The 26,737-nt window shown below is 71.3% G+C and carries 22 protein-coding genes and 1 tRNA gene; 13 read left to right on the plus strand and 10 right to left on the minus strand.

Annotated features, from left to right (window positions below; all coding sequences use genetic code 11):
* Positions 1 to 503: 503 nt before the first annotated feature.
* Both PWG71_RS00005 and PWG71_RS00010 read left to right on the plus strand, forming a co-directional pair.
* Complete coding sequence (locus PWG71_RS00005; RefSeq protein ID WP_274807350.1) at positions 504 to 1,136, plus strand: class I SAM-dependent methyltransferase; 633 nt, start codon at positions 504 to 506, stop codon at positions 1,134 to 1,136.
* Positions 1,137 to 2,283: 1,147 nt separating this feature from the next.
* Complete coding sequence (locus tag PWG71_RS00010) at positions 2,284 to 4,518, plus strand: transglycosylase domain-containing protein (RefSeq protein WP_446724950.1); 2,235 nt, start codon at positions 2,284 to 2,286, stop codon at positions 4,516 to 4,518.
* Between the two features lie 59 nt (positions 4,519 to 4,577).
* Here the strand turns inward: PWG71_RS00010 and PWG71_RS00015 are convergent, their stop codons facing one another.
* The 4 genes from PWG71_RS00015 to PWG71_RS00030 form a co-directional block, all read right to left on the minus strand.
* Positions 4,578 to 5,633: a prenyltransferase gene (locus PWG71_RS00015; RefSeq protein WP_274807352.1), complete on the minus strand. Its 1,056-nt coding sequence runs from the start codon at positions 5,631 to 5,633 to the stop codon at positions 4,578 to 4,580.
* On the minus strand, positions 5,633 to 6,298 hold the full coding sequence (locus PWG71_RS00020) for a class I SAM-dependent methyltransferase (RefSeq protein WP_446724968.1): 666 nt from the start codon (positions 6,296 to 6,298) through the stop codon (positions 5,633 to 5,635). The genes PWG71_RS00015 and PWG71_RS00020 overlap by 1 nt, the downstream gene beginning before the upstream one ends.
* A gap of 100 nt (positions 6,299 to 6,398) precedes the next feature.
* Positions 6,399 to 7,733: a glycosyltransferase family 4 protein gene (locus tag PWG71_RS00025; protein WP_446724951.1), complete on the minus strand. Its 1,335-nt coding sequence runs from the start codon at positions 7,731 to 7,733 to the stop codon at positions 6,399 to 6,401.
* Between the two features lie 164 nt (positions 7,734 to 7,897).
* Entirely contained in the window at positions 7,898 to 8,929 is a 1,032-nt protein-coding gene (locus tag PWG71_RS00030) for an MBL fold metallo-hydrolase (protein ID WP_274807354.1), read from the minus strand.
* 391 nt (positions 8,930 to 9,320) lie between these two features.
* Here PWG71_RS00030 and PWG71_RS00035 point away from each other — a divergent pair, with 391 nt between their 5' ends.
* Positions 9,321 to 9,929 carry a TetR family transcriptional regulator gene (locus PWG71_RS00035; RefSeq protein WP_274807355.1) on the plus strand — a complete coding sequence of 203 codons (609 nt, stop codon included), beginning with the start codon at positions 9,321 to 9,323 and terminating at the stop codon, positions 9,927 to 9,929.
* Between the two features lie 39 nt (positions 9,930 to 9,968).
* Here PWG71_RS00035 and PWG71_RS00040 read toward each other — a convergent pair whose 3' ends face one another.
* Positions 9,969 to 11,360 carry a sigma-70 family RNA polymerase sigma factor gene (locus PWG71_RS00040; protein ID WP_274807356.1) on the minus strand — a complete coding sequence of 464 codons (1,392 nt, stop codon included), beginning with the start codon at positions 11,358 to 11,360 and terminating at the stop codon, positions 9,969 to 9,971.
* Between the two features lie 126 nt (positions 11,361 to 11,486).
* The gene (gene nadA, locus PWG71_RS00045; protein ID WP_274807357.1) at positions 11,487 to 12,485 is read right to left on the minus strand and encodes a quinolinate synthase NadA; all 999 of its coding nucleotides are present in this window, start codon (positions 12,483 to 12,485) and stop codon (positions 11,487 to 11,489) included.
* A gap of 135 nt (positions 12,486 to 12,620) precedes the next feature.
* Between nadA and PWG71_RS00050 the strand changes: the two genes are divergently transcribed.
* From PWG71_RS00050 to PWG71_RS00075, 6 genes are all read left to right on the plus strand, one after another.
* Positions 12,621 to 13,361 carry an NUDIX hydrolase gene (locus PWG71_RS00050; protein WP_274807358.1) on the plus strand — a complete coding sequence of 247 codons (741 nt, stop codon included), beginning with the start codon at positions 12,621 to 12,623 and terminating at the stop codon, positions 13,359 to 13,361.
* Positions 13,362 to 13,372: 11 nt separating this feature from the next.
* The gene (locus PWG71_RS00055; protein ID WP_274807359.1) at positions 13,373 to 14,044 is read left to right on the plus strand and encodes an HAD family hydrolase; all 672 of its coding nucleotides are present in this window, start codon (positions 13,373 to 13,375) and stop codon (positions 14,042 to 14,044) included.
* 212 nt (positions 14,045 to 14,256) lie between these two features.
* Entirely contained in the window at positions 14,257 to 15,366 is a 1,110-nt protein-coding gene (locus tag PWG71_RS00060) for an ABC transporter ATP-binding protein (protein WP_274807360.1), read from the plus strand.
* Between the two features lie 8 nt (positions 15,367 to 15,374).
* A complete protein-coding gene (locus PWG71_RS00065; RefSeq protein WP_274807361.1) occupies positions 15,375 to 16,160 on the plus strand; it encodes an ABC transporter permease in 786 nt (261 codons plus the stop codon).
* A gap of 2 nt (positions 16,161 to 16,162) precedes the next feature.
* Positions 16,163 to 16,843: an ABC transporter permease gene (locus PWG71_RS00070; protein ID WP_274808087.1), complete on the plus strand. Its 681-nt coding sequence runs from the start codon at positions 16,163 to 16,165 to the stop codon at positions 16,841 to 16,843.
* 44 nt (positions 16,844 to 16,887) lie between these two features.
* On the plus strand, positions 16,888 to 17,799 hold the full coding sequence (locus PWG71_RS00075) for an ABC transporter substrate-binding protein (RefSeq protein ID WP_274807362.1): 912 nt from the start codon (positions 16,888 to 16,890) through the stop codon (positions 17,797 to 17,799).
* A 269-nt stretch (positions 17,800 to 18,068) separates the two neighbouring features.
* Here PWG71_RS00075 and PWG71_RS00080 read toward each other — a convergent pair whose 3' ends face one another.
* A complete protein-coding gene (locus PWG71_RS00080; RefSeq protein WP_274807363.1) occupies positions 18,069 to 18,599 on the minus strand; it encodes a flavin reductase family protein in 531 nt (176 codons plus the stop codon).
* 162 nt (positions 18,600 to 18,761) lie between these two features.
* On the minus strand, positions 18,762 to 20,483 hold the full coding sequence (gene sppA, locus PWG71_RS00085; RefSeq protein ID WP_274807364.1) for a signal peptide peptidase SppA: 1,722 nt from the start codon (positions 20,481 to 20,483) through the stop codon (positions 18,762 to 18,764).
* A gap of 175 nt (positions 20,484 to 20,658) precedes the next feature.
* Between sppA and PWG71_RS00090 the strand changes: the two genes are divergently transcribed.
* The 4 genes from PWG71_RS00090 (at position 20,659) to PWG71_RS00105 (ending at position 25,720) form a co-directional block, all read left to right on the plus strand.
* A complete protein-coding gene (locus tag PWG71_RS00090; RefSeq protein WP_274807365.1) occupies positions 20,659 to 21,339 on the plus strand; it encodes a hypothetical protein in 681 nt (226 codons plus the stop codon).
* A 130-nt stretch (positions 21,340 to 21,469) separates the two neighbouring features.
* Complete coding sequence (locus tag PWG71_RS00095) at positions 21,470 to 22,813, plus strand: M16 family metallopeptidase (RefSeq protein ID WP_274807366.1); 1,344 nt, start codon at positions 21,470 to 21,472, stop codon at positions 22,811 to 22,813.
* A gap of 32 nt (positions 22,814 to 22,845) precedes the next feature.
* Complete coding sequence (locus PWG71_RS00100; RefSeq protein WP_274807367.1) at positions 22,846 to 24,192, plus strand: M16 family metallopeptidase; 1,347 nt, start codon at positions 22,846 to 22,848, stop codon at positions 24,190 to 24,192.
* Between the two features lie 259 nt (positions 24,193 to 24,451).
* Positions 24,452 to 25,720, plus strand: a complete 1,269-nt coding sequence (locus PWG71_RS00105) for a serine/threonine-protein kinase (RefSeq protein ID WP_446724952.1) — start codon at positions 24,452 to 24,454, stop codon at positions 25,718 to 25,720.
* Positions 25,721 to 25,888: 168 nt separating this feature from the next.
* Here PWG71_RS00105 and PWG71_RS00110 read toward each other — a convergent pair.
* Positions 25,889 to 25,963, minus strand: a tRNA-Leu gene (locus PWG71_RS00110).
* A gap of 99 nt (positions 25,964 to 26,062) precedes the next feature.
* Complete coding sequence (bcp, locus tag PWG71_RS00115) at positions 26,063 to 26,545, minus strand: thioredoxin-dependent thiol peroxidase (RefSeq protein ID WP_274807369.1); 483 nt, start codon at positions 26,543 to 26,545, stop codon at positions 26,063 to 26,065.
* Between the last annotated feature and the right edge of the window lie 192 nt (positions 26,546 to 26,737).

A 26,737-nucleotide genomic window follows, 5' to 3' on the forward strand; every position in this document is an offset into this window, starting at 1 on the left:
CCTGTGGTGGGGTGGGAGAGTAGGTTGCCGCCACGGTTTTTTTTCGGGTTGAGAGCCTTCCGTCCTCTTTTTTTTGGGGGTGGGGGGCTTTCCCTGTGTGTGGGGTTGGTGTGTGGGGGGGGTCGCCGTGGGCGGCCCCCCTCTTTTTTTGTGTGTGGGGTGGTGTGGGGTGGGGGTGGCTGGGGGCGGCCCCCTTTTTTTTGTGTGTGGGGTGGTGTGGGGTGGGGGTGCTTTTTTTCGTGTTCGGCTGGGTCGTGGTGGTCGGGCGGGGGTTCGCGCCCGTCCCTACCACCGGGCCCCAGCCACAAGGCCCCGAGAGAACAACAACCCCCAAGGCCCCAGCCGAAAGCCCACGCCCCGGCCCGGAGCGAGGGAAAAGAGCAACCCCAGAGACCACGCCCCGCTGCCGAGCCCCACGTCCAAGGGAGAACGGACACTCCCTGACCCTGCGTGGAGGGCGGCCCAGCGGTCCTTCCCCTGGTGGGTGGTGGAATGATTCACCCATGACGATTCCCATCCCCGCCGACCTGGCGGCCGTGGCCGAGGCGGCCAAAGGGTTCATGCCCACGGACGAAGGCACCGCGCTCTACGAGACCGCTCTCCGGTACGCCCATGTGGGGCCCATCGTCGAGATCGGTACCTACTGCGGCAAGTCCACGATCTTCCTGGGAGCCGCCGCCCGGGTCGCCGGTGTGAAGGTCCTCACCGTCGATCACCACCGTGGTTCCGAGGAGCACCAAGAGGGCTGGGAGTACCACGACAGGACGCTCGTCGACGAGGTGACCGGGAGGTTCGACACCTTGCCGCACTTCCGGCGGACCATCACCGAGGCCGGGCTCGACGACGAGGTCATCGCGATCGTCGGTCGTTCCGCCGATGTGGCCTCGGTGTGGGGCACCCCTCTGGGAATGGTGTTCATCGACGGGGGCCACAGTGAGGAGGCCGCCCAGAACGACTACTCCGGATGGAGCCCGCACGTGGCGCCGGGTGGGGCGCTGGTCATCCACGATGTCTTCCCGAATCCGGAGGACGGTGGCCGACCGCCCTACAACATCTACCTGCGCGCACTGGAGTCGGGGGCGTTCAAGGAGGTCGGTGTGGTGGGTTCCATGCGGATCCTGGAACGGGTCGGCTGACGTTCGCGTTCGTCACGGGCTCCGGGCCATCCGGGGCCCGTCGTGCTTTCCGGGAGAGGGTGACGGTGAGCGATATAACAGACTCCCGGATACACACCTACGCAGGGTAAGCCTTGGGTAAGAAGTCATCACCCGGTTATGGATTCGACCTTGACATGGTTACGGGCCGGTATCGTGTCGGAGAGGGGCGGAGCGGGGGCAGCGCCATTCCCCGAAATACCGCTTCGGTCCCGACTTGAACTGAACCGATCCGGGGCGGTCGCGCGTCAAACACCAGGACGGCACGGTGCCGGACGTGATTTGCCATGGGGGCGGGGAGCTGAGCGAGAGCACGAACGGCGCGAACGGGGCGGATGGACAGCGTCCCGAGCATAACGAGGACATCGCGCCGGATACGAAAAAGACCTCTGCCGAGGACATGTCCAACGAGTCCGTGGCGGATGACAGCGCGACCGGTGGTGCCCCGTCCACCGACGAAGACGCGACGGGGCCGGAGTTCGAGACCGGTCCGATCACTTTCAAGACCAGCGGCACCTTCTTCCGCGAGCGTGTCGCTCAGGTACTCGCGGAGCAGGGTTTCGACGACGCCGAGGAAGCGGGGAAGGGCGACCCTGAGAAGTCGTCCGCCCCCGATGAGCCTTCGGTGACCGGAACCTCGGTCAAGGGAGGGACCGAAAATGGTTCCGCTGTGACTGAGCAGGGCGGTTCGGAGACCGTACAGGACGCTCCGGATCTTCCTTCCGAGCCCGAGGCCGTTCCGAGAGACGCCGAGAGCGGACCTGGGTCCGAGGAGCCCGCAGACGGTTGGACGACCGTGCCCTTGGTGAGGCCCGAGACCCCTGCGGAGGCGCCGCCCGCCTCCCAGGCACCACCCGCTCCCCAGACGCCGCCTGTTTCCGAGGCGCCCGCCGGGGGTTCGGCGACCGTGCCTTTCACGAGGCCCGAGACCCCGTCCGAGACCCCTGCGGAGGCGCCGCCCGCCTCCCAGGCACCACCCGCTCCCCAGGCCGCTCCGCGCTTCGACGTTCCGCCTCCGGTTCCGGTGGCGGGTTCCTGGCCGGCCGAGGCTCCGGGAGGTGGGCCGACCGCGCCCATCAGCGAAGAGTCGGCCGCCGAGGCGGCCGCGATGTGGCCTCAGCCGCGAAGATTGTCCGAGCACGTCGGCCGGAGCGCTTCCGGTGGCGCGCAGCCCCCCCAGGGGCCTCCTCCCGGTCCCTCCGGGCCGGCCGGCAGCGGGCCGCAGCGGCCCCCGGGCCAGAAGAAGACCAAGCGCAAGAAGCCGCTCTGGTGGCGGCTGCTGCGCACCTTCCTCATCGTCACCGGGCTGATGATCGTGGCCGCCTGCGGTGCCTTCGCGTACTTCTACGCCACCGTCGAGGTGCCCGACGCCGCCAAGGCCGACGCCCTCGAACAGGGCTCCACCTTCTACTTCGGGGACGGCGAGACCCAGTTCGCCTACCGGGGCACCGACCGCGACCCCATCACCTACGACGAGATGACCGAGGGCGGCGACCACATCGTCGAGGCGGTCATCTCCGCCGAGGACCGTGGTTTCTGGACCGAGCCCGGTGTCTCCGTTCGGGGCACCACCCGGGCGGTGTGGTCCACCGTGACCGGCAAGCAGGTCCAGGGCGGGTCCACCATCACCCAGCAGATGGTCCGCAACTACTACGAGGGCGTCTCCTTAGACCAGACGGTCGCGCGGAAGATCCAGGAGATCATCATCTCCATCAAGATCGACCAGAGCGAGTCCAAGGAGTGGGTGATGGAGCAGTACCTCAACACCATCTACTTCGGTCGCAACGCCTACGGCATCCAGGCCGCCTCGCAGGCGTACTACCACAAGGACGTCGACGAGCTCACGCCGGAGGAGGCCGCCTTCCTGGCCGCCGCCATCCAGCAGCCGACGCCGTTCGGCGAGGCCGACGTCAACACCACCCCGGAGATGGAGCAGCGTTGGCGCTACGTCGTCAACGGTCTGGTCACCACCGAGGCGATCGGCCAGGGCCAGGCCGACGCGATGGAGTTCCCGGCGCCGGTGGAGTACAACCCCGGTGAGAACAACGACCTGAGCGGTTACCGGGGCTACATGTACGAGGCCGCGGTGCGCGAGCTGACGGACCTCGGGTACACCGAGGACCAGATCAACCGGCAGGGCTACACCGTCGTCACCACGTTCGACGAGGGGATGATGGACGCCGCCTACGAGGTGGTGGAGGCCGCCATCCCGCAGGAGGCCATCCCCGACGGCGTCAACATCGGTCTGGCGACGGTCGACCCCGCCACCGGTGAGGTCCTGGCCTTCTACGGTGGCCACGACTACCGCGAGAACCAGTACGACAGCGCCCTGCTGGGCGGTGCCCAGGCCGGGTCCGCGTTCAAGCCGTACGTGCTGGCCACCGCGCTGGAGGAGGGGTACAGCCTCAACAGTTTCGTGGACGGCAGGGGTCCCAGGGAGATCCAGGGCTCGCGCATCCAGAACGCGGGCAACGCGCCCGGCGGTCCGATGGACCTCATCCAGGCCACCCGGGTCTCCAACAACCTCGGCTTCGTCGAGCTGAACATGGAGGTCGGCTACGAGAACGTCCGCGACACCGCGTACGGCATCGGGCTGCGCGATGGCAGCATCGAGGACCACCAGTTGGTGCCCACCCTGGCGTTGGGCGTCTCCACGGTGACCCCGCTCGACCAGGCCGGCGGGTACGCGACCTTCGCCAACGGCGGGGAGCACGTCGAGACGCACGTGATCAAGTCGATCCTCAACGTCGAGGGCGAGGAGGTGCGCCCCGAGGTGGAGAGCGAGCGTGCGCTCAAGGAGTCCACCGCCTCCGACGTCACCTACGCGTTGCAGCAGGTCGTGCAGGGCGGTACCGGTACCTCCGCCAACATCTGGACGCATCCGGTGGCCGGTAAGACCGGTACCACCTCCGACAGCGTCGCCGCCTGGTTCGTCGGGTACACCCCGCAGCTGTCCACGGCCGTGGGTGTGTACAACGAGAACAACCAGGGCTTCAGCATCCCCGGGTACGACATCTCCGGTGGCGGTGTGGCCGCGCCGATCTGGCGTGACTACATGGCCAAGGCGATGGAGGGGTACGAGCGCGAGGAGTTCCCCTCGCCCGCGTTCGCCGGGTCCACCCAGTACTGGGCCCCGGACCCGTCCACACAGGAGCCCGATCCGCCGGTGGACGACACCCCCGTGGACCCCGGCACCCCGGAGGAGCCGATCTCACCGGAGGTCCCGGAGGTTCCGGAGGTGCCCGAGATTCCCGAGGTTCCGGAGGTGCCCGAGATCCCCGGTCCCGGTGACGGTGACACGGGCGGTGGCGACGTGCCACCGGGACGCGGCGAGGAGGGCCGGTTCTTCCCGGAGTCGGAGTAGTCCTCGTCGTGACGGAAGGGGGCCGCGGACATCACGTCCGCGGCCCCCTTCCGTGTGTCTCAGGCGTCCCAGGTGTGCAGGAAGACCTGGGAGCCCGGGGTCGTTCCGGTGAGGGTGTCCACGGCCAGGATCACGGCGGCGGAGGTCCAGGTGCTGCGTTCCACCGGCCAGCGCACCTGTTCGGCGAACTGGTAACCGGTCCAGTAGATTCCGTCGTCTCCGTCGCGCAGGTGCTGTACCTCGCGCAGGATCCGTACGCCGTCGTCGATCCGGCCCACGGCGGCCAGGCTCATGACCAGCTCCGCGGTCTCGGCGGCGGTCACCCACGGCTGGTCGCTGACGCAGCGCACCCCGAGTCCCGGGACGACGAACCGTTCCCAGCGGTCGGCGAGGCGCTCCTGTGCGGCGGTCCCCACGACCGCGCCGCCCAGGACCGGGTAGAACCAGTCCATGGAGAAACGGGCGCGGTCGGCGAACAGGTCCTCGTCGTCGTTGATGAGGTCGGCCAACCGGTCGGCGGCCTTCGTCCATTCCGGGCGCGGGCGGCCCAGGCGTTCGCCCAGAGCGGCTCCGCAGCGCAGCGCGTGGTGCACGCTGGCGCACACGGTGAGCAGCGCGTGGTCGCCGGGTGAGCCGTCCTCCGAGCGGGCCCAGAGGATCTCCCCGCGTTCGCCGCGCAGGTCGAGGACGAACTCCAGGCCCTCCTCCACCACGGGCCACAGCTCCTCGGCGAAGGCGGTGTCGCCGGTGACGAGCAGGTGGTGGAACAGCCCCACGGCCGGGTAGGCGGAGTGGTTGGCCTCCCGCAACTCCGTCACGGGCGTGCCCTGGCGGAACTTGGCGGGCCAGCCGCCCTCGGGGTGGCGGGAGACCGCCAGCCACCGGTAGGCGCGTCGGGCCGCCGCGGCGTGCTCGGGTTCCCACAGTCCGGTCACGGTCAGCGCCATGGCGGACTCCACGTGGTCCCACACGTCGGTGTGGCCTCCGGGGAACCAGGGGACGGCCCCGTTCGCCTCCTGGCTGTGGACCAGGTAGTCCGCGGAGCGCAGCAGCTGTCCGGCGTCGAGGACGCCGGGAAGGCGCAGGGGCTCGGTGACGTCGGTGACGACGGACATCACGCGGTGGTGCGCGGCTTGCGCACGTACACGATGACGCTCTTGCCGATGACCGGGTTGAGCAGGCGTTCGGCCACCCGGGTCACCGTGGGGGCCTGCAACATGTCCCAGACGAGCAGCTCGTGGTAGGCCTTGGCGAGCGGGTGGTCGTTGTTGTCGGTGCCCACCGCGCACTTGATCCACCAGTAGGGCGCGTGCAGGGCGTGCGCGTGGTGGTGCGGGCCGATCTCGAACCCGGTGGCCTTGAGTTTGGCCTCCAGTTCGGCGCGCGTGTAGATGCGGATGTGGCCGCCCTCGTTGGTGTGGTACTCCTCCGACAGGGCCCAGCAGATCCGCTCGGGGAGGAAGCTCGGCACGGTGACCGCGGCGATGCCGCCGGGCTTGAGGACCCGGTACAGCTCTTTCATCGCCGCGGTGTCGTGCGGGAGGTGCTCGAAGATCTCCGCGGCGATGACGCGGTCGAAGGACCCGTCGTCGAAGGGCATGTCGAGGGCGTCGCCCTTGACGGTCTCGGCGGTGGCCTCGGCGGGAGCCTCGCCCTCCTCCTTCATGGCGGCGAACATGGTCTCGACGGAGGCCAGGTCCTCGACGTTCTGGTCGAAGGCGACGACGTCGGCGCCGCGACGGTAGACCTCGAAGGCGTGGCGGCCGCCGCCGCAGCCCAGGTCGAGCACGCGGTCTCCCGGGCCGACGGGGAACAGGGTGAAGTCGACGGTGATCAGTGGAGGCTCCCTAGGATTCTGCGGATGCGGGGGTGCGGCGCGCTCAGGCGCCGTTGGCCCGCACGGGGGCGGGTCGGCTGTCGCCGTCGGTGGGGTGGCCGCCCGTGACGGACGCGATGGTGGACGCGTAGCGACGGGCGGTCAACTCGGCCACCGCGCGCCAGGTGAAGCGTTCTTGGACGCGGTGCCAGGCGGCTGCGCCCATGCGTTCGCGTTCGGTGTCGTCGTCGAGGAGGGCGGTGAGTTCGGCGGCGAGCAGCTCGGGGTCGCCCGGGGGGATGAGGCGGCCGGCGTCGCCGTCGGTGCCGACGACCTCGGGCAGGGCCCCGGCGTGGCTGGCGATGAGCGGGGTGCCGCAGGCCATGGCCTCCACGGCGGGCAGGGAGAAGCCCTCGTAGAAGGACGGTACGACGGCGATCTGCGCGGCGGCGACGAGTTCGGCCAGGGCGGTGTCGTCGATTCCGCTGACGAACTCGACGCGGTCGCGCAGGCCGAGTTCGTCCACGAGGAGGTCGGTGGGGCCGCCGGGGCGGGGCTTGCTGACGATGGTCAGGGTGACGTCGCGTTCGGTCGCCAGTTTCGCGGCGGCGCGCAGCAGCGTGGCGACGCCCTTGAGGGGGCTGTCGGCGCTGGCGGTGCACACGATGCGTCCGGGGATCCGCTCGATCTCGGGGCGGGGGTGGAAGTAGCGGGTGTCCACGCCGAGCGGGGTGACCTCCATGGCGGCGGGGTCGACGCCGAACTCGCGGGCGATGTCGTCGGCGGAGGACCGGGAGGGGACCAGGATCGGGTCGAGGCGGCGGGCCACCCTGGCCTGCATCTTGACGAACCCGTACCAGCGGCGTTTGGAGAGCCTCTGCCACCCCCGCGCCTCGTCGAGTTCGATGCGGCGGTCGACGCTGATGGGGTGGTGGATGGTGGTGACCAGGGGGATCCCGGCGGACGTGATGCCGAGGAGGCCCCAGCCGAGGGTCTGGTTGTCGTGGACGACGTCGAACTCGCCCAGGCGGCGGCGCAGTTCCCGGTTGGCGCGCAGGGAGAAGGTGAGGGGTTCGGGGAATCCGGCGGTCCACATGGTGGCGACCTCCAGGACGTCGATCCAGTCGCGCCATTCGCGTAGGGGCGGGGCGACGAAGGGGTTCGCGTCGTTGTAGAGGTCCAGGGAGGGGATCTTCTCCAGGGTGACGCCCTCGTCCAGGACGGGGTAGGGCTGTCCGGAGAGGACGGTGACCTCGTGGCCGAGCGCGGCGAGTTCCCGGGAGAGGTGGCGGACGTACACGCCTTGGCCGCCGACGTGCTGTTTGCTTCGGTAGGAGAGCAGGGCGACGCGCAGGGGGCGTTCGGGGTGCGGTCCCGTGTTCATGCCCGACTGGGTCAAGAGTCCACCTCTTCGTTGGGTCGCGGGGCCCGTTCGCCGCCGTCGACCGGCGGGGTGGTCGCCGTCGGGCGTCGTGCGCGCGTCGTCCGGCGGCGGGTGTGGGCGCCCCATATGTTACTCGTCAGTTGTCCTCGGGTCGGCCCCGGGCCGGTTGGTAGGGAATCCTATGCCGGGTCGTTCGGGCCGGTGACGGCGGCCCAACGGGGTCGGTCGGCCCCTGCGATCCGCGTGGTCAGGCGGCGCTCCTCCGACAGGCGCAGGTGTGCGGAGGTCTCGGCGGCGGCCATGTGTCGGGCCCTCACGCTCATGTCGGCCCAGGGGCGGCGCCAGGTGAGGTCGGAGGTGATCTCCCAGAGGGTGGCGGCGGTGCCGTCGGGCAGCAGGTCGAGGATCTCGCGGAGGCGGTCCTCGTGGTGTCCCATGATCTCTTCGGCGCGGGTGCGCAGGCCGGTGAAGCGGCGCTCGTGTGAGGGAAGGCACACCAGGGTCTCGGCGTCCGCGAGGTCGGCGATCGCGCGTTGGGAGGCGAGGAAGTCGCCGAGCGGGTCGCCGTCGTCGGTGGTCAGGGGGAACTGGCCCACGTGGGGGGTGATGCGGGGCAGGACGTGGTCGCCGGTGAAGAGGCGGCCGCCGTCGGCGAGGAGCAGGCACAGGTGGCCGGGGGTGTGGCCGGGGGTCCATACCGCGCGCAGGTCGCGTCCGGGCAGGTCGACGCGTTCTCCGTCGGCCAGGGGGAGGTCGGGGACGACGGGGGGAGGGGAGTAGCGGGGGCCGGCCAGGAGTTCGGCGGTGTCGGTCTCGGGGAAGCCGGCGGAGCGCATCTGGTCGGCCAGGTCGCTCCGTTGTTCGTTCTCGTCGCGGGCGCGCAGGCGTTCGGTGACGGTGATGTCGGCGGGGTGCATGGCGATCCAGGCGTCGGAGGCGGCGCGCAGTCGGCCGGTGAGCCCGGTGTGGTCGGGGTGGAAGTGGGTGAGGACGGCGCCGCGGACCTCGTCGATGCCGTGGCCGATCCGGGCCAGGCCCTTGACGAGGGCCTCCCAGGAGTCGTCGTGGTCCCAGCCGGTGTCGATGAGCACGGGGCCGTCGGACCCGGTCAGGACGTAGACGTAGGTGAAGCCGAGGGGGTTGCCGGGGATGGGGACCGGCAGGCTCCACACGCCTGCTCCGAGGTCCTCGACGGGGGGTGTCTCGGGCATGGGCCACCTCTCACTGGAAACCGAATCGGGTTCGATTCTAGGATGGTCGAGGTCGCCGGGGTCGGGCGGGCGGTGGTCAGGCCCTCGGACGAGCACCCAGAGTCACCGATCGGGGGAGAGGGACGCGCGCCGATCGAAATAGAACATATTCTACAAATCTTGTACCGGTGTTCCTAAAAACCCTGGATCGATTCCGCCATGCCGCTACTTCGCCGGTCAATGAGGCGTGGATCATGGATGAGAACCGCTGCGCGAACGGGAAGCGGTTGGATAACGTGTTCTCATCAGGTCGGTGCTCCCGGTGGGCTTCGGCCAATGACACCTGGTAGCCCCTCCCAGTGCCGCGGCGCATGCTCGACACGCGGAACTGACGACGAATGGGAGAGATCCTGTGGCGGTGCAGGCGCCGATCGGAACCATGTCGCGAAGCCAGACCCAGCGCCGTAAGCGCATCGTGCAGACCGCCGCGGCCCTGGCCGTGCGCGGCGGCGTCGAGGCCATGCAGATGCGCTCGGTGGCCGAACGCGCGGGGGTGGCCCTGGGCACCCTCTACCGGTACTTCCCCTCCAAGATGGACCTCGTCGTGGCCGTGGTCACCGAGGAGCTGGACCTGTTGGAGGGCGGCATCGTCCGTCGTCCGCCCACCGCCGACACCCCGGCGGGGCGTGCCGTGGACGTGCTGCTGCGCGCCACCCGGGGGTTGATGCGCGAGCCGGAGCTGGCCGACGCCCTGGTGCGCTCGCTCATCATGGCCGAGGTCAAGATCGAGCTCGACAGTCGGATCACCGACCTGGTGTGGCGGGTGGCCACCGGTTCCCTGGCCGCGGAGAACGGCGAGGGCGACGACATCGACCGCGACGACGTCGGCTACGTGCTGGCCGGATCGCTCACGAGCGTGTGGATCTTCGAGCTGGTGGAGATCCTCAAGGGCCGCCGGGACGTCGACGAGGTCGAACGGCGACTGCACATCGCCGCCGAACGCCTCCTCGTCTCCTTCTGACCTTCCAGGCCCCTCGCCGGAGCGGGGCCGCCGTGGGCGTCAGCCACCGCCCAGAAGCAGCCCCAGCAGACCGCTGAGCAGACCGCCTCCGCGATCGGACCCGTTGTCGGGTTCCTCGTCGGGGGCGTCGTCGTTTCCGGAGGGCTCCACCGAGGGCTGCTGCGGTGGGGCCTCGCCCTCGGGCGGGTCCTCCCGGTCGGGCGGGGTGGTGTTCTCACCGGGTGCCTCGGGGCCGGGGGAGGTCCGTGCTCCGTCGCCGGGGGCCTCGGTGGGCTCCCCCTCCTCGGGGGAGGCGGGGGTGTCGGAGACGCCGGTGGTGGCGTCCGCCTCGGGGCGGGTGTCGGCGGCGGTGGAGGCGGTCTCCACCTGGACGAGGGCGGGGGGGTCGTCCCCCGTCTCCTCGGGGCCGGTGCCGATGACGGTGGCGGGGCCCTCCATGGCGCCCGCCCACGACCACAGCGCCACCGCCAGGGTGGCGGTGGCCAGGCCCGCGACCACGGGCAGCGTCCGGCGCGAGCGCCGGCGGGGGAGGTCCTCGTCCTCGGCGGTGCCCTCGGGGCCGGGCAGCGGTGCCCGCGGTTCCTCCCGGACCGGGTGGTCGGCCGTGTGCAGCCGGTCTCCGGGCAGGAATCGGGTGGGGCGCGGGGCGCCCTTCTCGTCGTCGGCCGGTCCGGTCTCGACGGCGGTGTCGGTGGTCTCGGCGGCACGGGAGCGGTGCAGCGGGTAACCCTCGGAGGTGAGCGGGTGCATCTCCCGGGCGACGCGGCGCCGCTCGTCGGCCAGTTCGGGGTCGGTGCAGCTCTTCACGATGCGCTCCCTCAGGCCCGGGGGTGGACCCGGGGGGCGCAGCAGGGCCAGGGCGGTGGAGACCTCCTCCATCCGGGCCCGCCACCCGGTCGGAGAGATCGGTCCCTCGTCCTCGGGGATCCGGGCGCGGGCGCGGGCGGCGCGTTCGGGGTCGCGGGCCTCGGCCAGGCCGTCGGCGGCGCGGCGCACGGCCGAGCGGGCCAGTTCGACGCACAGTTCCGGGTCCAGCCCCAGGATGCGGGCGATCGCCGACGCGGGCAGGGCGTGGCGCAGGTGGAGTTCGACGAGTTCGCGGTGGCTGGCCGGCAGTCGGGAGAACATGCGCGCGACCGGCTGCTCGGCGGGCACGGTGGCCAGGCGGGTGTAGGGGCATGCGTGGGCGAACCCGCGACGGCGGGCGGCGGCCCGGACCAGGGCGTACAGCCAGGGGCCGCGTTCGGCCGGGTCGGCGGGGCGTTCGCCCAGGGTGCGCGCGGCGACGAGGCCGTCGTGCACGGCGTCGGCCACCTCCGGGCCCTCGCCCAGCAGTGACCAGGCGTACCGGTACAGGACCGGTGCGAAGGCGTCGTAGAGCGCCTCGACCGTCTCCTGAGCCGGTTCGTCTCTTTCGTTGCCTCTGGTCACGATTCTCCCCCCACTCACCGCAGACGGTAGTGGGGGGAGAAGGGGGGTGTGGGGGAATCGGCCGACTGTGGCTCGAAGGTAAGAGTTCTGTTACCTCTCGCCTTGTCGCCGACCCGTCCCACCGGGTCACTCACCGCCGCGCGAAGGCGATCCGATCGAGATCATGCGTTCGACGGAGCGGCGGGCGAGAGCCGAGGTCTCGGCGTCGACGGTGATCTCCGTGGTGCCGTACCGCAGCGAGTTCAGCAGCTTGTCGGCGTTGATCATCTTCATGTAGTGGCACTCGGCGCGCGAGTTGACCGCCTCGAACTCGGTGTTCGGGTTGGCGTTGCGCAGTTGGTGCAGCATGCCCGTCTCGGTCGCGATGAGGACCTTCTTGGCGGTGGTCTTCTCGGCGGCCGTGAGCATGCCGCCGGTGGACAGGACCTTCACGCGTTCCTGCGGCACGGCGCCGCTGCCGACCAGGTACAGGGCGGAGGTCGCGCAGCCGCACTCGGGGTGCACGTAGACCTCGGCGTCGGGCTCGGACTCCACTCGCCGCCGCAGGGTGTGGCCGTCGATGCCGGCGTGCACGTGGCACTCGCCCATCCAGATGTGGATGTTCTCGCGGCCGGTGACCCGCTTGACGTGGGCGCCCAGGAACTGGTCGGGCAGGAAGAGGATCTCGCGATCCTCGGGGATGGACCTGATGACGTCGGCGGCGTTGGAGGAGGTGCAGCAGATGTCGGTCTCGGCCTTGACCGCGGCCGTGGTGTTGACGTAGGCCACGACGACGGCACCGGGGTGTTCGGCCTTCCACTCCCGCACCTGCTCGGCGGTGATGGTGTCGGCCAGGGAGCAGCCCGCGTCGGGGTCGGGCAGCAGGATGGTCTTCTCGGGTGCCAGGATCTTGGCGGTCTCGGCCATGAAGTGCACGCCGCAGAAGACGATGGTGCTCGCGTCGACGGTGGCGGCCAGACGGGACAGGGCCAGGGAGTCGCCGGTGTGGTGGGCGACGTCCTGGATTTCCGGGCGCTGGTAGTTGTGCGCGAGGATGACCGCGTCGCGCTCCTCCGCCAGGCGGCGGACCTCGGTGGCCCATTCCCGCCTGGTCATGGTGTCCGCCGCGGTGGTGACCGGTGCCATGTCCGTACTACTTCCTTGAGGCTGTGGGCAGGGCGCGGACGCCGTGCCGTGGCTGGTCGGTGCGGGCCGGCAGGTTTTTGTCTGCCAGGCACAAACCTCATGCAGCTTAACATGTCGGGGAACGGAAGGGACAGGGTGGATATCCCGGAAGCAAACGGACAGGCGGTGGGCGTCGTGGCGCAGGACGCGGGCCTGTCGGCGCACGAGGCGCTCGCCGTCGTCCTCCAGATCCGCCGAGGTGAGCTGTGCGTGCTGCTGTGGCGGCGCGCCCTGCCGCCCTGCGAGGGGGAGTGGGCGCTGCCCGGCGGGCGGTTGCGGCCCGAGGAGAGCCTGGGCGCCTCGATCCGCCGCCAGCTCGCCCAGAAGGTCGACGTGCGCGACCTCTCGCACCTGGAACAGCTGGAGACCCGCAGCGACCCCGATCGCAACCCCCAACGGCGCACCCTGGCCACGGCGTACCTGGGGCTGGTACCCGCCGACATCGACCCGGTCGTGCCCGACGACACCCGGTGGCATCCGGCCGCGGACCTGCCCCCGATGGCCTTCGACCACGCCTCCATCGTCCGCGCCGGCCGGCGGCGGCTGCGCGCCAAACTCAGTTACACCAACGTGGGGTTCGCCCTGGCCCCGCCGGAGTTCACCATGTCCGAACTGTCGGGGTACTACCGGGCCGCGTTGGGGCACGACGTGGCCGCCACCAACCTGCGCCGGGTCCTGCTGCGCCGCGGTCAGATCGAGGAGACCGGGCGCTCGGTGCCGTCGGGGCGGTCGGGCGGTCGGCCGGCCGCGCTCTTCCGGTTCCGTTCGCTGAGTCTCCAGATCACCGACGCGTTCGCGGTCCTCCGTCCCCCCGGTGCCGGTTCGGGTGGCTTGTAGACTCCCTCGACGTGGCTATTCGTACTGTGGTGTTCGATGTCGGAGAGACCCTGGTCGACGAGACGCGGATCTTCGCGCGCTGGGCGGACCGGTTCGAGATCCCGCACATGGCGTTCTTCGGCACCATCGGTGGCGTCCTGTCCGACGGGGGGACGCTCACCGACGGGTTCCGACTGCTGGTGCCCGGGTTCGACCTGGCGGCCGAGAGCGCACGCTGGCACGCGGAGGACCCGGACGGCGAGCGCGAGCACTTCGGTGAGAAGGATCTCTACCCCGACGTGCGGCCCGCGTTCGAGACCATGCGCGGGGCCGGCCTGTCGCTGGTCATCGCCGGCAACCAGCCGCCCGAGGCCGGGCCCGCCCTGGAGGCGATGGGGCTGGGCGTGGACGGGATCGGGATCTCCGACACCTGGGGTGTGAAGAAACCGCAGGAGGAGTTCTTCGACCGGGTGCTGGAGCTGTCCGCGGTCGCCCGTCCGGGGATCGCGGCCGAGGAGATCCTCTACGTGGGCGACCGGGTCGACAACGACGTCCTGCCGGCGCGGCGGGCGGGCATGGCCGCGGCCCTGCTGCGCCGGGGGATCTACGGGTACCGGCACGCCGCCTCCGCCGAGGCCGGGGCGGCCGACGTCATCGCCGACGACCTGCACGCGGTCGCGGAGTGGGCCCTGGGCCGGGCCTGAGGGCTCCGGCCGCCGGCCGCCCGCGCGTCGGACACGTGCCCCCATACCAGGTCGAGAAAGGTGATGGTGGCGCGATTCGGCCACGGTGCGCGCCACTCCCGTTTGGCGGACTCGAACAGGGGTACCGTGCGAACGGTCCGCCCCCGGGGTCCCCCCTCCCGTCAGGGCTCGCATCCGTACCGCCATCACCCCGCCCCGGACTGGAGACGACGATGATCACCTTCGAGGGCGCCGCCAAGCACTACCCCGACGGGACCGTGGCCGTCGCCGACCTGGACCTGACCGTGGAGACGGGCCGTACCACCGTCTTCGTCGGGCCCTCCGGCAGCGGCAAGACCACCTCCCTGCGGATGATCAACCGCATGGTCGAACCGACCCGGGGCATCGTGCGCGTCGACGGTGTCGACATCCGCGACCGCGACCCCGCCCTGCTGCGCCGCGGCATCGGCTACGTCATCCAGCAGGCCGGACTGTTCCCCCACCGCACCGTGCTGGACAACATCGCGACCGTGCCGCTGCTCCTCGGGGTCCGCAAGAGGACCGCCCGCGCCCGGGCCGCCGAACTCATGGAACTCGTCGGCCTCGAACCCTCCATGGGCCGACGCTGGCCCCACCAGCTCTCCGGCGGCCAACAACAACGCGTCGGGGTCGCCCGCGCCCTGGCCGCCGATCCGCCGATCCTGCTCATGGACGAACCCTTCAGCGCCGTCGACCCCGTCGTGCGCACCGGTCTCCAGGACGAACTCCTGCGCCTCCAGCGGGAACTGCGCAAGACCATCGTGTTCGTCACCCACGACATCGACGAGGCCGTGCGCCTGGGCGACCGCATCGCGGTCTTTCGGCCCGGCGGCGAGCTCGCCCAGTACGACACCCCCGAACGGCTGCTCACCGAGCCCGCCGACGCCTTCGTCGAATCCTTCGTCGGTCACGACCGGGGCGTACGCCGGCTGTCGTTCTTCCCCGCCCGGAGCCTGTCCCTGCGCGAGGACGTCGTCTGCGGCGACGACCTCAAGGTCGAGGACGTGCTGCACATCGCCGAGGGACACCCCTGGATCCTCGTCATCGACGCGGCCCGCGCCCCTCTGGGCTGGATCGCCGCCCGCGCCCTTCGGGACTCGCCCACCGGGATCCGACTCGGCGAGATGGAGACCGTCCCCTACGGGCACACCTTCTCGGTGGAGACCGACTCCCTGCGCGCCGCTCTGGACGCCGCCGTGCTCTCGCCCGCCGGTCGCGCCGTCGGAGTGGACGAGGACGGGTGCGTCATCGGCGTGGTCGGTCAGGACGACCTCGGCACCGCACTGTGGTCGGTGACCGATTGAACGACGTCATGAGCACGACGCTGGACTGGGCCGAGGGCGTGCTGGGCTGGGCCGTGGCCAACTGGAGCCACCCCGGCGAGCCCGACCGGGGCGTCCTGCCGCGCCTGCTGGAGCACATCCGGTTGGCCTACTCCTCCATCGCCATCGGCCTGGCCCTGGCGATCCCGCTGGGGCTGGCGTGCGTGCGCTGGAGGATCCTGTACCCGCCGCTGTTGACCGGGGTGAACGTGCTCTACGCCGTCCCCTCCATCGCCCTGTTCTTCCTGATGCTGCCCTACACCGGGTTCAGCGACTGGACGGCGATCGTCCCGCTGGCCCTGTACACCCTGGTCATCCTGCTGCCCAACGTGGTCGACGGGCTGCGCCAGGTCCCCGACCACGTGCGCCAGGCGGCGGTGGCCATGGGGTTCGGGCCGCTGCGACGCCTGATCTCGGTGGAGACGCCGGTGGCGCTGCCGATCATCATCGCCGGGCTGCGGGTGGCGTCGGTGGCCACCATCAGCATGGTCAGCGTCGCCTCCCTCGTGGGCCTGGGCGGACTGGGCCGGCTCATCCTCAGCGACGGGTTCCGCCGCCAGTTCGACGCGCCCATCATCGTCGGCATCGTCCTCGTGGTGGCGCTCGCCCTGGTCACCGACGCCCTCCTGGTGCTGGCCCAACGCCTGCTCACCCCGTGGGCGCGACGGGACCGGCGACCGCGCACCGGGCGCGCCCTCCGGCGGGCCGCCGCCGCGGCGCCGACGGGCGCGGAGACGATCGGGTCGACGGCGGGCGCACCGCCCGGGAAGGGATGACCGTGGAGATCCTCGACGGACTCGTCGCCTGGTTCAACGACCCCGCCCAATGGGCCGGGCCCGCGGGCATCCCCGCCCGGTTGGGCGAGCACGTGTACTACTCGCTGCTGGCCCTGGTGCTGTCGGCGCTCATCGCCGTGCCGATCGGCCTGCTCACCGGGCACACCGGGGTGGGCGGTTTCCTCACCGCGAGCCTGGCCAACCTCGCCCGCGCCCTGCCGACCATCGGTGTGCTGTTCCTCATCGTGCTGGCCGCGGGGATCGGCCTGGTGCCGGTGATCACCGCACTGGTCGCCCTGGCCGTGCCGCCGATCCTGGTCAACACCCACGAGGGGGTGCGCTCCGTCGAGCCGGGGCTGCGCGACGCCGCCGCCGGCATGGGCATGCGCGGTCGGGAGGTCCTGCTGCGCCTGGAGGTGCCGGTGGCGATGCCGCTCATCCTCATCGGGATGCGCACCGCCGCCGTCCAGGTCGTGGCGACCGCGACCATCGCCGCCTACGTCGGTGTCGGCGGTCTGGGCCGTTACATCGTCGACGGTCAGGCCCGTCAGGACCTGTCCATGATCCTGGGCGGTTCCGCCCTGGTGGTGCTGCTCGCGGTGGCCACCACCCTGGTGTTCGCCGGGTTGCGACGCGTGCTCGTCGCACCCGGGTTGCGCGCGGAGGCCGCGCCCGCGCGTTGAGGGGCCCGCCGCCGGCGGGCCGATGAGAGAGAAGGTTGCGAACGATGAAGACACGGATCGCCCTCGCCGGGCTCCCCCTGGTGCTCCTGCTGAGCGCCTGCGGCGGCAGCGACCCCTTCGAGGAGGAGGACGGGGGCGACGCCGCGGGAGGCGGCGGCTCCGGCGCCATCGTCGTGGGCTCGGCCGACTTCCCCGAGAGCACGCTGCTCGCCGAGATCTACGGGCGCGCCCTGGCCGCCGAGGACTTCGAGGTGGAGTACCGGCTCAACATCGGCAGCCGCGAGGTGTACTACTCCCAGATCGAATCGGGCCGCCTGTCGGTGTTCCCCGAGTACAACGGCGGCATCCTGGCCTACCTGGACAACGAGGCGCCCTTGGGCACCTCGGAGGAGACCAACGCCGCGATCACCGAGGCGCTCCCCGAAGGCCTGGAGATCCTGGAGTCCTCCGACGCCGAGAACAAGGACTCGGTGACGGTGACCCCGGAGACCGCGGAGGAGTACGGGCTGGGCACCATCGCCGACCTGGCGGAGGTGGCCGACGACCTCACCCTGGGCGCGCCGCCCGAGTTCGAGACGCGGCCGCAGGGCGTTCCCGGCCTCGCCGACGCCTACGGCGTGGAGTTCGGCGGGTTCCGCGCCCTGGAACCGGCGCTGATCCCGCAGGCGCTGCTGGACGACGACATCCAGGCCGCGAACCTGTTCACCACCGACCCGCAGATCGCGGTGGAGGGCTTCGTCGTCCTGGAGGACCCGGAGAACCTGTTCGGCGCCCAGAACATCACCCCGCTCATCAACGCCGACCAGGTGGACGAGGACGCCCGCGCCGTGCTGAACGCCGTCTCGGCGGCCCTGACCACCGAGGCGCTGACCACGCTCAACGAGCGGGTCATCGTCGACAAGGAGGAGGCGGCCGACGTCGCCCGGGAGTGGCTGGAGGTGGAGGGCCTGGTTTAGGCCGTGTTCTCGTGAACCTCCGTGTTCCTTCGCCCCCGGGCTCCGCTTCGGTCCGTGCCCGGCGGGTCCGGGAACGGGGGCCTTCGGCCCCGCGCTCACGTCCTCGTTCCTCGGACGTTCGCTCCGGGCCTTCGGAACCCCGGGGGCGACGCCCGAGGGCGCGGAGGACCATGCGAAGAACAGGCGTCGACCGGGGCCTCTCGGAGTCCCGTTCCGCGCACGACCGCGCCCGGCCCCTCACGGGGTCGGGCGCGGTCGTGCGCTCCGGGTCAGTCGACGGTGCGGTACCGGCCCGCCCGGCGGACCAGGGCCGCCCCGGTGCCCGTCGTGCCGGGCAGGGAGACGACCTCGGCGAAGAAGACGGTGTGGTCGCCGACCACCACCTGTCGGCGCACCGCGCACTCGAACGCCGCCAGCGCCTCGTCCAGTACGATCGCCCGGGTGCGGGCGCCCCGGTGGTGCGCCTGGCCCGACACCAGCAGCCGGGCGCTGGGCCGGCCCTCGGCGGAGAAGCGGCCCGCCAACGCCAGTTGGTCGCCGCCGAGCACGCTCACCGCGAACGCGCCGACCTCCTCGATCACCTCGGCCATGTACCCCTCGGAGCCCACGCTCACCGAGATCACGGGCGGGTCGGCGGAGACCGACCCGAAGGCGCTCACCGTCGCCCCGATGTCGTCCCTGCCGTCGGCGACGGTCACCACCGTGACCCCGGCGGGCAGTGCCCCCATCGCCTCCAGGTACGGTCCGGTCGCCACCGGGTCGTCCACCTCGTCGTCCCCTCGTTCGGTGTCGGCGGCCATCGCGGCCGCCGACGTCGATCATCCCGCACACCCGATCCCGGGGCGTGTCACCCGGGCGCGCGCTCCCGTCGTCTTCGGAGGGCCCGCGGCGCCCTCCCGTCCCGGGTGCGACCCGCTGTCGACGGCGTCCCTCCCACGGCGGGCGGGGCCGCGGACCGCGCCCTACCGGAGGCGACCGGGGTCGGGCATGGTGAGCGGGCCCCCCTCGGGCAGTCCCAGGACGGCGGCGACGTGCCGCAGCGGCCCCCAGGCGCTCAGCGAACTCTGCGGCTGGGCGGCCGCCGGGTCCTCGCTGGACTCGTGCTGGCGCAGTCGGTCCAGCGGGTGCTGACGGGGGAAGGGGCGCAGCGGCAGGGCCCGGCCGCCGACCTTCTCCCGGGCGATGCGCACCGCCGTCTCCAGCCCGCCCAGGGCGTCCACCAGTCCGCGTTCGCGGGCGTCCCGGCCGGTCCACACACGCCCCCGGGCCACCTCGTGGACCTGGTCGCGGGTCATGTTCCGGGCGGCGCCGACCTTGGCGGTGAAGTCGTCGTAGACCTGGTCCAGCAGCGCGTTGACCCTCTCCCACTCCGACTCGGTGAAGGCCCGGTCGGAACCGAACATCCCGGCGTGCTCGCCGGTGCCCACCGTTTCGCTGGTGATGCCGTACCGCTCCAGCAGCGGTCCCAGGACCGGTTTGCCGACGATGACGCCGATCGATCCGGTCAGGGTGCCCGGCTGGGCCACGATCGCGTCCGACCCCAGTGTCACGTAGTAGCCGCCGGAACCGGCGAAGTCGCCCATCGTCGTCACCACCGGGATGCCGGCCTCGCGGGTCAACTGGGACTCGCGGCGGATCGCGTCGGACGCGGTGGGGGAACCGCCCCGGCTGTCCACCCGGAACACCACGGCCTTGACGTGCGGGTCGCGGCGGGCGGCCCGGAACGCCGCCGCCACCGTGTCCGAACCCATGACCGTGCCGCCGCCCAGCGGAGAGCGCCGGGTGCGGCCCAGGCTGATGGTCCCGGTGGCGGTGATCAGCGCGATGTGGTCGGCGGCGCCGACCGGGCGCGGGCGCTGTGCCGGTGTGTGCTTCCGGTGGTAGCGGGTGACGAACTGGAGGCGCGGTTCGGTGTCGGCGTCCCCCCGGGCCCGTGCCAGCAGGTCGGAGTAGATCTCGTCGCGGTAGGCCAGCCGGTCCACCAGTCCGTGTTCGAGGGCCTCCGCGGCGAGGAACGGCCCTTGGGAGACGAGGGCGCGCACCCGCTCCTCCGAGAGGGTGCGGGCCTCGGCGATCCCCTCGACGATCTGGTCGCCGAGGGAGGTGACGATCCGGTCGGTGGCCTCGCGGTGGGCGTCGGTGAACCCGGTCTCGGTGACCCCGTTGAGCGCGTTCTTGTACTCGTGCCGTTTGCCGACCTCGTAGTCCAGGCCGAGCCGGTCCAGGGCGCCCTTGACGAAGGTGCTCTTGATCATGAGGCCGGTCAGCCCCAACAGCCCCGTGGGGGCCATGACGATCTCGGAGAACGCGCACGCCAGGTAGTAGGGCAGGTTTCCGTCGCCCGTCTCACCGAAGGAATCGGCCCAGGCCACGGCCGGTCGTCCGGTGGATCGGAAGTCGGCGACGCACGTGCGCAGTTCCTGGATCTTGGCGAAGCCCAGGGACCGGGTGTCGACCCGGACCAGGAGGGCGGCGACCTCGGGGTCGCGGGCGCCGCGGCGGATCCCCTCCACCACGTCGAGGTAGTGCTGTCGGCGACGGTTGAAGAGTTGACCGATGGGGTCCCCGGGGGCCTCGTCGGCGACCCCCTCGGTCAGGTCCAGTTCCAGTACGAGGGGACCGGTCCGGCGGGGCCCGAACCGGTCGAGGGACAAGGGTTGCGTGATCTTCGCGAGGTCCACCATGGCCCCAGGGTAGTCGCCGGGGGCCGACCGGGTCGGGTGTCGCGGGCCGCCTGTGGACGATGTCGGGAACGTGCGGCTCGTACCCGTGCGGACCGGGTTGTCGGGGCTCCCTTCCGGTGGCGCTAAGGTCGACTGTGTTCTGACCATCGGGACGCACGGTCGAGAGGGACGAGGCATGGCGGGCATCCACGGGCGAGGTCATCGGGCACGCGGTGCGCGCGCCACGGGAGCGGCGATCGCGGCCGCCTCCCTCCTGCTGCTGACGGCCTGCGCCGGGGAGCCCGAGGACGAGGGCGACGACGCCGGCCTTCGGATGGGGGCCGACGGTGTGGTGCCCGGTGTGGAGCCGCCCGGTCCGGAGGGGTTCACCACCGAGAAGGTCGACGGCGTCGCGATCGACGTCCCCGAAGGGTGGGCGGTGCAGAACCAGGACGGCACCCTGTGCGCCAGTCCGCCCGGACAGGACCCCTGTGCCTACGGGTCGATCCAGCTCACCCCCAAGGCCGCGGAGAAGAACCCGAACGACTGGCCCAAGAAGGGCGACGCCCACTCCAAGGACGACGGCTGGGCCGCCGACACGGGCAGCTGCCGCAGCCTCAACTCCGCCGCCTCGGGCGGTATCGGCGTCTCCGGGGCGGAGTTGAAGGTCTCCGACTTCACCGAGCACGCCGACACCCTGAAGTCCCACCACTCCGTGTGGCAGGTGACCTGCGCCAACGACGAGGCCTTCGAGGTGCGCATGTGGTTCCTGCCGGTCAGCGACGTGCTGTTGTACGTGTGGTCGGCCGACTCCCAGTACAGCGCGGTCTACGACGAGGTCGCCCGCTCGATGGACACCACCGAGTACCGCGGCTGAGCCGAACTGCTCGACGTGTCGGCCCGTTCGGGTGTCCACACGGTGGCCTGAGGCCGTAGGGTCGTAGTCGTCATCGTCGCGATGCGGTGACGGTGGTTTCAGGCGACGCGTGAATCGGGGTGCAGCACTGGTGACCGGCATCGGAGCGGCGGGACAGTTGGTTCAGTACACGCTGGAGAACGGGATGCGTCTGGTGACCGCGCCCGCCTCCACCGGTCAGGTGGCCGCCGTGAACCTGTGGTACGGGGTCGGTTCCCGCCATGAGGTGCCCGGCCGTACCGGGTTCGCGCACCTCTTCGAGCACCTGATGTTCCAGGGCAGCGGCAACGTGGCCAAGGGCGAGCACTTCGAGGAGATCGAGCGGCTGGGCGGTGACATCAACGCCTCCACTTCGAGCGACCGCACCAACTACTACGAGACGGTGCCCGTCCACGCCCTCGACCGGATCCTGTGGTTGGAGGCCGACCGGCTGGCCACCCTGCGCGAGGGCATGACCCAGGAGGTGCTGGACAACCAGCGCGACGTGGTCAAGAACGAGCGCCGCCAGCGGTACGACAACCAGCCCTACGGGACCGCGCTGGAGCGCATCCTGCGCCTGGCCTACCCCGAGGGGCACCCCTACCATCACCCCACCATCGGCTCCATGGCCGATCTGGACGCCGCCGACCTGGACTACGTCAAGTCGTTCCACAAGGTCCACTACGGCCCGGACAACTGCGTGATCACCGTGGTCAGCGACCTCGACCCGGAGGACGTCCGCAACCGGGTGGAGAAGTTCTTCGGCCACATCCCGGCGCGCGGGGAGGTCCCCGAGGCCCCCGACGCCACCCTGTACGCGCCGCTGGGCGGACCGCTCCGCGACCGGGTCGTCGAGACCGTCCCGGCCGCCGGGGTGTTCCTGTGCTACCGGGCGCCGTCCTACGGCGAGCGCGGGTTCGACGTCGCCCACCTGCTCTCGGCCGTGCTGGGGCAGGGGCAGGGCAGCCGCCTGTACCGGTCGCTGGTCGTGGACCGGCCGATCGCCGCCGACGACGGCGGGGCCGCCGCCGACGTCCTGCCGTTCCGGTACACCGACAGCCTGCTGCTGGTGAACATGCTCGCCCGCGAGAACGTCGACGGCGACACCCTGGAGGCGGAGATCCTCGCGGAGGTCGCCCGGGTGGCCGAGGGCGTCACCGAGGACGAACTCGACCGGGCGCGCGCCGTCCTGGAGCGGGACCACCTGCAATCCATCTCCGGGCCCGCGGGGCTGGCCGACTCCATCAGCTCCTGCACCCAGCTGTTCGACGATCCCGAGCTGGCGCTGACCTGGCCGACCCGTTGGGCGGACATCACGGCCGAGGAGGTGCGCGCCGCCGCCGAACGGCTGCTCGTCGACGAGAACATGCTCGTCGTCCGATTCGACCCGCGCGGTGAGGACGCCGCCGAGACGCCGGAGGTCGAGGCCCGGGCCGCCGCCTCCGACGACGCCTGAGTCCCGAGCAACCACAGAAAGAGTCGCAGAGCATGTCGCAGAACCGCCCGGACCTCGGTACTCCGGCGTCCTACACCTTTCCCCGGCCTCAGCGGATCACCGTCGGCGGCGGCACGGTCGTCGCGATCGACGTCCCCGGCCAGTACCTGGTCTCCGTTCGCCTGGTGCACCCCTACGGCGGCGCGGTGGAACCGCTCGACGCCATGGGCGTCGGCGCCCTGACCAGCGAGGTGCTGGAGGACGGCCCCGACGGCAACAGCTCCCTGGCGCCCGCGCTGGAACGGCACGGGGCCGAATGGGTGTCCCGGGTCAACTGGGACGGGTTCATCACCGGCCTCGACGTCCCGGTGGGCCGTCTGGGCGAGGCCGTTCGGCTCTTCGCCGACGCGGTGCGCCGGCCCGCGCTGAACCCCGACGACATCGTCCGCCGCCGCGAGCAGCTGCTGGAGCGCTTCTGGTTGGAGGCCGCCACCGCCGGCACCCTGGCCATGCGCAGTCTCGGCGGGCAGCTGTTCACCGGCCGTTACGCCACGCCGCTGGCCGGCGGCCCGGTCCTGTTGGCCGACATCTCCCCCGAGACCGTCGCGTCCTTCCACTCCGACACCCTGGCCTCCGTCGCCGGCACCCTCGTCGTGGTCGGCGACCTGAGCGGGGTCGACCTGATGGACCTGGGCAAGACCGTGTTCGGGGACACCGCGCCCACGCCCGAGCGCGTCATCACCGCACCGGCCCCGCCGCCCGGGCCCCTGCCCCGCGTCCTCATCGTGGACCGCCCCGGTTCGGTGCAGTCGGCCCTGGTCATCGCGCACCGGGCGCCGTCGCGTTCGCAGGTCGACCTGCCGCGTGCCGAGGGCATCGGCGAGGTGCTGGGCGGCATGTTCGGCTCCCGGCTCAACCTGGAGCTGCGCGAGCGCCTGGGGTACACCTACGGTGCCGGCGCGCGGTTCGACCTGCGCCGCGACAGCGGGGTGTTCTTCATGTCCACGCAGGTCGAGGCGGACACCACCGCCCACTCCATCACCTCCTCCCTGGAGCAGGTGGCGAAGCTGCGCGAGTCGGGGGTCACCGAGGAGGAGCTCATCGCGGTCCGCGAGTCCAACACGATCGGGCTGCCGGTGTCCTACTCCACCGCCCGCGCGATGGCCGGGTCGCTGGTCGACATGGTCGTCCACGACCTGCCCGACGATCACGTCGACCGGGTCCGGGCCGGGTACGAGCGGCTCACCAAGGAGGCGTTGGACTCGGCCGCGGTGGAGTACCTGCGCCCGGAGGAGGCCGTGGTCATCGTCGTCGGCGACGCCGAGCGGTTGAGTTCTCCGCTCACCGACATCGGGGTCGGCCCGGTCGAGGTGCGCACCCCCGATGAACTCTGGGTGTGAAACCCGGGACCACCGTGAACCGATGTGCGCGCGGAGGCGTCTCATCCGCACGTGGACCCCTCCTTGTCGAGAACGGGTCGAGGAGGGGTCATCGGCGCATGTGTTCGCTCTCGTTGGACATAACGAAAGCGAACCTATGTGTCGGTGTTATGGCAACGGCCGGTAGGGCGCCCGTGTCCTGCTGGTATAACGATTGATCCGTGCACCTACGTGGTGACAGCGACCGCAATGCTCCGCAGGAGGCCACCATGGCCGGTGAATGGACCCGTGGATAACCGTGTCCTCCCTAGACAACCCCCACACGCAGCGTCCCGAGCCGGCGCCGGATCCCGCGCGCCCGGAGGAGGCCGCCGTGGCCGCCCCCGCGCCTGAGGGGCGTCTGCTGAAGGGGCGCTACCAGTTGCTCGCGGAGATCGCCAGGGGCGGCGTGGGCACCATCTGGCGCGCCGTCGACCTGGTGATCGACCGTGAGGTCGCGGTCAAGGAACTGCGTCTGCCCGAGTCCCTGAGCCGGTCCGACCGCGAGTCCCTGCTCCAGCGGACCACCCGCGAGGCCCGTGTGGCCGGACGGCTGAGCCACCCCAGCCTCATCACGGTGCTCGACGTCGTGGACGAGGACGGGCGACCGTGGATCGTCATGGAGCTGCTGGAGGCCTCCACCCTGGAGGAGATCATCGATGTGGGCGGCCCGCTGCCCTACCAGCGGGTGGCCGAGATCGGGCTCCAGCTCATCGACGCGCTCAAGGTCGCGCACAGCGAGGGCATCGTCCACCGCGACGTCAAGCCGGGCAACGTGATGATCACCAGGAGCGGTCGCGTGGTGCTCACCGACTTCGGTCTGGCGGCCTGGAACGGCGAGTCGGCGCTCAGCGAATCCGGCCGGATCGTCGGTTCCCCCGCGTACCTGTCGCCGGAGCGGGCCAAGGCCGGTCCGGTCGGCCCGGAGTCGGACCTGTGGTCCCTGGGCGCGACCCTGTACGCGGCGGTGGAGGGGTACCCGCCCTACGACCGCAAGGGCTACATCAAGATCCTGCGCCAGGAGCCGTTGGACGAGCCCGCGATGGCCGGTAAGGCCGGCCCGTTGGCGCCGGCGCTGGCCGGGCTGCTCAAAGTGGAGCCCGGGGAGCGGCTGACCGCGGAGAACGCCACCAAGATGCTGCGCATCGCGGCGCTGGCCCCGTGGAGCGGCGAGGACGCCCGCAAGGGCGGGGAGCCCGCCGAGGGGACCGCGGAGGAGGACGGGGAGGAGCCGACCGCGGTGCCGGAGCCGCGCGAGTCGGCCAAGGAGCACTTCAAGGCGGGCGGCCGGATGCTGGCCGAGAACATCAGCGACCGGTTGCGCAACAGCCCGGAGGCGATGAGCGCGTTCGTGGCCTCGCTGCGCGAGTCCACCGACACCCTGGGGCTCACCAACCCCGGTCGACACGCCGGGAAGAACGGCGCGGGCGCGCCCGCCCGCGTCCTCGCGGTCGCGTTGGGCGTGCTGGTGCTGCTGGCGATCGTCCTGTGGGCCCTGCTGGGCCGCTGACCGGTCCTCGAAGGGCGGGAGAGGCGCGCGGGCCCCGGGGCCGCCGCGATGGCCGGATCGAGCGGGTCGGATCACTCGTGGCCGGGGGTTCGGGGGTGGTCTCCCGGGTGGCGAGGCGATCCGGTGGGGCGGCCGCGGGCCGCCGAACAGGATCGCCCCGTCGCCGAGTGGGGCCGGCGGGACTCGAACCCGCACTGTACAGCACCTAAAGCTGGCGTCTCCTGCCAATTGGACTACGGCCCCCGGGCGTGCCCGTGGGGACAACTGTACCGGGATCGGGAGGGCGTCGTCCGCCGGGCCGGGGGGCTCGGACGGTGCTCCTCCTCGATCCCGGTGGGCGGATCAGACGCCCAGTTCCTTCTTGATCCGGTCGACGTGTCCGGTGGCCTTCACGTTGTAGAAGGCCTTGACGACCTTGCCGTCGGCGCCGACGATGACCGTGGAGCGGATGACGCCCTGGACGAGCCGGCCGTAGTTCTTCTTCTCGCCGAAGGCGCCGTAGGCGCGCAGGGTCTCCTTGTCGGGGTCGCCGACCAGGGTGAAGGTCAGCCCCTCCTTGTCGCGGAACTTCGCGAGCTTGTCGGTGGTGTCGGGGGACACGCCGATGACGGTGAAGCCCGCGGAGTCGAACTCGCGGATGTTGTCGCGGAAGTCGCAGGCCTGGGTGGTGCAGCCGGGGGTCATCGCGGCGGGGTAGAAGTACAGCACCACGCTCTGGTCGGTCCGCGTCAGGACCTCTCCGAGGGTGACGGGCTTGCCGTCGGCGTCCTCCAGGGTGAAGTCGGGGGCCTGGTCGCCGGGTTCGAGCCGGATCGGGTCGCTCACGTGGGATTCCTCTCTGTGCCGGGATGCCGGGACGGGCCCGGTCGCTCTCGTCTCCACACTAACGACCCCGTGGGCGAGGGGCGGTGGTGTCCCGTGGTTCGGTTGCGATTCCGGTTCGGTTCATCCGCTTCGGGATCGACCGCCGGTTCGATCACCTATTGTTGACCGCACTTCATGATTGGTCGGTTGGGA

Source organism: Nocardiopsis sp. N85, from assembly GCF_028882275.1.
GTDB lineage: Bacteria > Actinomycetota > Actinomycetes > Streptosporangiales > Streptosporangiaceae > Nocardiopsis > Nocardiopsis lambiniae.

Excerpts from the sequence above, each read along its gene's own strand:
- PWG71_RS00005 (WP_274807350.1), top strand. The coding sequence starts at position 504 with ATGACGATTCCCATCCCCGCCGACCTGGCGGCCGTGGCCGAGGCGGCC.
- PWG71_RS00015 (WP_274807352.1), bottom strand. The coding sequence starts at position 5,633 with ATGTCCGTCGTCACCGACGTCACCGAGCCCCTGCGCCTTCCCGGCGTC.
- PWG71_RS00030 (WP_274807354.1), bottom strand. The coding sequence starts at position 8,929 with ATGCCCGAGACACCCCCCGTCGAGGACCTCGGAGCAGGCGTGTGGAGC.
- nadA (WP_274807357.1), bottom strand. The coding sequence starts at position 12,485 with ATGGCACCGGTCACCACCGCGGCGGACACCATGACCAGGCGGGAATGG.
- PWG71_RS00060 (WP_274807360.1), top strand. The coding sequence starts at position 14,257 with ATGATCACCTTCGAGGGCGCCGCCAAGCACTACCCCGACGGGACCGTG.
- PWG71_RS00065 (WP_274807361.1), top strand. The coding sequence starts at position 15,375 with ATGAGCACGACGCTGGACTGGGCCGAGGGCGTGCTGGGCTGGGCCGTG.
- PWG71_RS00075 (WP_274807362.1), top strand. The coding sequence starts at position 16,888 with ATGAAGACACGGATCGCCCTCGCCGGGCTCCCCCTGGTGCTCCTGCTG.
- PWG71_RS00080 (WP_274807363.1), bottom strand. The coding sequence starts at position 18,599 with ATGGCCGCCGACACCGAACGAGGGGACGACGAGGTGGACGACCCGGTG.
- sppA (WP_274807364.1), bottom strand. The coding sequence starts at position 20,483 with ATGGTGGACCTCGCGAAGATCACGCAACCCTTGTCCCTCGACCGGTTC.
- PWG71_RS00090 (WP_274807365.1), top strand. The coding sequence starts at position 20,659 with ATGGCGGGCATCCACGGGCGAGGTCATCGGGCACGCGGTGCGCGCGCC.
- PWG71_RS00100 (WP_274807367.1), top strand. The coding sequence starts at position 22,846 with ATGTCGCAGAACCGCCCGGACCTCGGTACTCCGGCGTCCTACACCTTT.
- PWG71_RS00105 (WP_446724952.1), top strand. The coding sequence starts at position 24,452 with ATGGACCCGTGGATAACCGTGTCCTCCCTAGACAACCCCCACACGCAG.